Annotated in this window: 2 protein-coding genes and 1 pseudogene; all 3 read left to right on the top strand. The window is 61.7% G+C overall.

All coding sequences use genetic code 11. The features are described from left to right. Positions 1-783 precede the first annotated feature (783 nt). Positions 784-2,046 (top strand): N-acetylmuramoyl-L-alanine amidase, encoded by a 1,263-nt coding sequence (locus tag AC1DX0_RS30360; protein ID WP_477221400.1) that lies wholly within the window; start codon positions 784-786, stop codon positions 2,044-2,046. Between the two features lie 213 nt (positions 2,047-2,259). Continuing rightward, a complete protein-coding gene (locus tag AC1DX0_RS30355) occupies positions 2,260-4,704 on the top strand; it encodes a penicillin-binding protein 1A (RefSeq protein WP_477221401.1) in 2,445 nt (814 codons plus the stop codon). Positions 4,705-4,830: 126 nt separating this feature from the next. Then, positions 4,831-5,476 (top strand): annotated as a pseudogene (locus tag AC1DX0_RS30350) (PCRF domain-containing protein); the annotation flags it as partial.

Genomic DNA, 5,476 nt, shown 5'->3' with positions numbered 1-5,476 from the left:
AGGTAGATGTTTCCTTTGAGCTGCTTCTTGTCCTGGGATTCAAAGTCGAATTCTTCGATACGGTTACCGCGTACGACGACAACGCGTGTTTCCTCCGGGTGGGAGGCGTCTATCAGCATTTTGTTGGGCATTATTTCGTTTCCYCCCGGCAGCCGYCAGCYGCAGCTTGCRWGGCARAGCCCGCYGCTGCGTGTCTGGAGTGTGGGTGCCGGATGTCTGAATGTCCGCCGGACGSYGCCTGMGCGYCATGGCGGTGCCGCCCGCAGCCATAATGGCGCGGTTTGATGCGGACCTTTCCATGATTGCGCTTGAAGCCATCGTCACCAGCAGAACCTTTTGAACCAAAGCCCGGAAACCGGACCAGCTTGTTTGCTCATACAGAGCCGGCACGGGAACAAACCCGGCCGTTTTCCTCACGCAGGTGATTCCCCCGCCACGGGAGCACGCCTGCGAAATTCGTCGCAATCACCTGAACCCTTTTCGCGTGAAGCGAAAGGAGCCGCCTTTTCATCTGACCCTGTAGCAGGAAGCTGCGGAGGAGGGCGGTTCCAGGATTGCAGTGATCCACTATCGCTTTTATGATTTGACGGGGTGGAAGGCAACCCCGATTTCCGATGCCGGCAAAAAGCAGTTCCGTAGCGTAAGCCTGGGTTCCGAACCTTGCATGAAAAGGCTTGGTTAACCTTCTCTGKATACCAATCRTTAATCGAGTTCGCGGCCTAACCGGCACTTCGACGAAACGAGMSGGCGCCWGGCGCCAAACCGGGAGCGACTGGAAGAGAAATGGGACTGGCAGACTTCACAGACAAGGGATGTCGTGTTGGCGGCCGGATTCTGCACGCCTTCTGTCTCTTGATGCTCTTGGCGATTTCCCAGGCCTTTTCCCCCGTTGCCAACGCCGCAGACGCGCCACTGGTGGCGAAAGGCTACAAGATGGCCGGCGATGCCACCAAGATGCGCATCGTCATGGATTTCGATCGCGAACCGGACATCAAGTGGTTCCTGCTGCGCGGACCCAATCGTCTGGTCATCGATCTGGCGAATACCAGGCTGGCCATTGACGCCAAGGATTTGAAGCCACGCGGCCTGGTCAAGGGCGTGCGCCTGGGCGCGCTCGGCGAGGGCGTTTCGCGGCTCATCCTCACCGGCAAGGGACCGTTCGCCGTCGACAAGCTGGATGTGCTCAAGAATGAGGATGGAACCGGTTACCGCATTGCCATCGACATGTCGGCCGCCTCCGAACGCGAGTTCGACGTCGCCCTTGCTAACCAGGCGCTGACCACCGGCTCGACGGTTTCGACCGACAAGGGCGGGCGGGTTGGTACCGGGCCGGTCTCCAATCCGGGCCACCGCTTCACCGTCGTCATCGATCCCGGCCATGGCGGCGTCGACGGCGGCGCCGAGGGCCTGAACGGCACCATTGAGAAGAACGTCACGCTGGCCTTCGCCACGGAGCTGCGCGACAAGCTCGCCGCGATTGGCAAATACGATGTCTTCATGACCCGTGACACCGATGAATATCTGCGTCTGGACGACCGCGTGCGCATTGCCCGCCAGCATGAAGCCGACCTGCTGATTTCGATCCATGCCGACACAATCAGCGTCAAGGGCATCCGCGGCGCCACTGTCTACACCGTTTCCGACAAGGCGTCGGATCCCCAGGCGCAGGCGCTTGCCGACCGCGAAAATCTCTCCGACCAGTTCGCCGGCATGGTCATCAAGGACGATAACAAGGAAGTGACCGACATCCTGATCGACCTGATCCGCCGCGAGACGCACACTTTTTCGATGAGTTTCGCCCACACGCTGGTCGGCCAGCTGTCGACCAGTGTCGGCCTGATCAACAATCCGCAGCGTTCCGCCGGGTTCAAGGTGCTCAAAGCACCAGACGTGCCGTCCGTTCTGGTCGAACTCGGCTATCTCTCGAATGCCAAGGACGAGGCGCAGCTGCTCGACGCCGAATGGCGCGGCAAGGCCGCCCAAAGCATCACCAACGCCGTCGCGCTGTTCGCTTCCGCCCGGGTCGGACCAGGAACTGGAGGCTGACATGCCTGGCGGCGCCTGCAACCAGGGGCAGCGTTGCCGGATGACAACACCCGGTGCCTTTATTCCACGCAGCCGGTCACGAAATCAGGCCTTGCCGTATTTTGTCCACATGGTGGCGACATGGGTTTTCGATTACGGATTGGGACCGGCTCGAAAGCTTGCGTGGAAGGCGGCTTCGTTTAGGAAATTCCCGAACCAAGGACTGGAGCGGGTATGATTCGTCTCATTGGCTATTTCTTCGGCATCGGCACGACGCTGGCCCTTCTGGCTGCGGCGGGCGTTGCGCTTTACATCGGCCATGTAGCAAAGGATCTGCCTGACTACGAAGTGCTGGCCAAGTACGAGCCGCCGGTGACCACCCGCATTCATGCCTCCGACGGCTCTCTGATGGCGGAGTATGCGCGCGAACGGCGCCTGTATTTGCCGATCCAGGCCATTCCGGACCGCGTCAAGGCGGCCTTTCTGTCAGCCGAGGACAAGAACTTCTACAGCCATCCCGGTGTTGACATAACGGGCCTGGGCCGGGCGGTGCTCACCTATGTTTCGGGTGGACCGATGCAGGGTGGTTCGACGATCACCCAGCAGGTTGCCAAGAACTTCCTTCTCACCAACGAGCGCTCCCTGGAACGCAAGGTCAAGGAGGCCATCCTCTCGTTCCGCATCGAACAGGCCTATTCCAAGGATCGCATCCTTGAGCTCTATCTCAATGAGATTTTCTTTGGCTTCAACGCCTATGGTGTCGCCGGCGCGGCACTCACCTATTTCGACAAATCGGTGAACGAACTGACCGTGGCCGAGGCCGCTTATCTGGCTTCGCTGCCGAAAGGTCCGGCCAACTACAATCCCTTCAAGCATGCCGATCGCGCGATCGAGCGGCGAAACTGGGTCATCGGCCAGATGGTCGAGAACGGTTACGTGACCCCCGAAGAGGGTGCGAAGGCGAAGGCCGAGCCGCTGGGTGTCGCCCCACGCCGCACTGGCTCCTATCTGTTCGCGGGCGAGTATTTCACCGAAGAGGTTCGTCGCCAGATCATCGCCCGCTATGGCGAGAATGCGCTCTACGAGGGCGGTCTTTCCATTCGCACGACCCTTGATCCGAAGGTTCAGCTCATCGCCCGTAAGGCGATGCAGAACGGTTTGATGAAATACGACACGCTGCGCGGCTATCGCGGGCCGGTGACGTCGATTGACGTGTCGAGCGACTGGGGCGTCCCGCTGGGCGCCGTCAAGGGGCTGGAAGACGTTCCCGAATGGTCGCTCGCCGTCGTGCTCGACTCCTCGGCGACCGGCCTCTCGATCGGCCTGCAACCCGCACGCCAGGCGTCGGGTGAGATCGTCAAGGAACGYGTCGAAGGCACSGTCAGCAAGGATGACATGGGTTTCGCCATGCGCCATCTGGTCGACGGCAAGACAGTCAAGGCCAAGTCGCCGGCCGACGTGCTGAAGCCGGGCGACGTCATCTTCGTGCAGAAGAACGATGGTTCCGACAATACCTACAGCCTGCGTCAGGTTCCCGAGGTGGAAGGTGGCCTGATCGCGATGGATCCGCACACCGGCCGCGTGCTGGCCATGGTCGGCGGCTTCTCCTATTCGCAGTCGGAATTCAACCGCGCCACCCAGGCCATGCGCCAGCCGGGCTCCTCGTTCAAGCCGATCGTCTATTCGGCCGCGCTCGACAACGGCTATACGCCGGCCTCGGTGATCATGGACGGACCGATCACCATCCAGAGCGGCAACACGACCTGGACGCCGAAGAACTATGACGGCACCGTCGCCGGGCCGGCAACGCTGCGCTCCGGCATCGAAAAGTCGCGCAACCTGATGACGGTGCGGCTTGCCAACGACATGGGCATGAAGCTGGTCGTCGAATATGCCGAGCGCTTCGGCGTCTATGACCATCTGGCGCCGTATCTGCCGATGGCGCTGGGCTCCGGCGAGACGACCGTCATGCGCATGGTTTCGGCCTATTCGATCATGGCCAATGGCGGCAAATCGATCAAACCATCGCTGATCGACCGCATCCAGGACCGCTACGGCAAGACCGTGTTCAAGCAGGATGAGCGTGGCTGCGAAGGCTGCAACGCGCCTGAATGGAAGAACCAGCCGGAGCCGGAACTGGTCGACACTTCCGAGCAGGTGCTCGATCCGATGACCGCCTACCAGATCACCTCGATGATGGAAGGCGTGGTGCAACGCGGTACCGGCGCCACCATCGGTGAGCTAGGCCGCCACATCGCCGGCAAGACCGGCACCACCAACGACGAGAAGGACGCCTGGTTCATCGGCTACACGCCGAACCTCGTGGTCGGTCTCTACATGGGCTATGACACGCCGCGCGGCCTTGGCCATGGCGCCACCGGCGGCGGTCTCGCCGCCCCGATCTTCAAGGATTTCATGCGTGTGGCGCTGGACGGCACGCCCAATGTCGACTTCAAGGTTCCTGACGGCATGAACCTGGTCGCCATCAATCGCAAGACCGGCATGCGTGCCGCGTCGGGCGATCCGGGCACCATCATCGAGGCCTTCAAGCCGGGCACTGGTCCCGCCGACAGCTACTGGGTGATCGGCATGGGCGCCGACGGCTCCAACGCGTCGGGCGGCCCATTGTCGCCGCAGGCCAACCAGGCCATCCAGGACGGTGGCGGCGGCCTCTACTGACGGGTCAAATGCCGACTGCTGGGCTGGCCTCGGGGCCGGCCCATTTCGCTTTACACATGGCGGCGCCGTCCCTATGTATCGCGCCGACCGAAGTGTCACTTCAGCAACAGGACAAAATACCAGGCCATGCGCGCGGAAACGCAGAATATTGTCGACGAGATCAGGCAGGCGATAACCCTGCTGAGGAGGCATCTTTGACTGGGATCAGGCCATAAAGCGGCTTGAATACCTGAATGTCCGCGCCGAGGACGCCAGCCTCTGGAACGAACCGCTGGAAGCGCAGAAGCTGATGCGCGAACGCCAGGGCCTCGAGGAAGGCATCGCGTCGGTCAAGGGTCTGACGCAAGCGCTGGAAGACAATATCGGCCTGATCGAGCTCGGCGAGGAAGAGGGCGACGAGGGCGTCATCGCCGAGGCTGAGGCGGCGATCCGCTCCATGCAGGGCGAGGCSAAGGCCCGYCAGGTSGARACGCTGCTGTCGGGCGAGGCKGACGCCAACGACACCTATCTCGAAGTCCATGCCGGCGCCGGCGGCACCGAGAGCCAGGACTGGGCCTCGATGCTKTTGCGCATGTACACGCGCTGGGCCGAACGGCGTCGCTTYAARGTYGARGTGCTGGAARTSCATGACGGCGAAGAAGCMGGCATCAAGTCSGCCACGCTGCTSATCAAGGGMCACAATGCCTATGGCTGGCTGAAGACGGAATCGGGYGTYCATCGCCTGGTKCGWATTTCGCCGTTCGACAGCAATGCCCGCCGTCATACCTCGTTC

It is taken from the genome of Mesorhizobium sp. P3_A9, from assembly GCF_056402975.1.
This window is presented reverse-complemented; position numbering and strand designations above follow the sequence as displayed.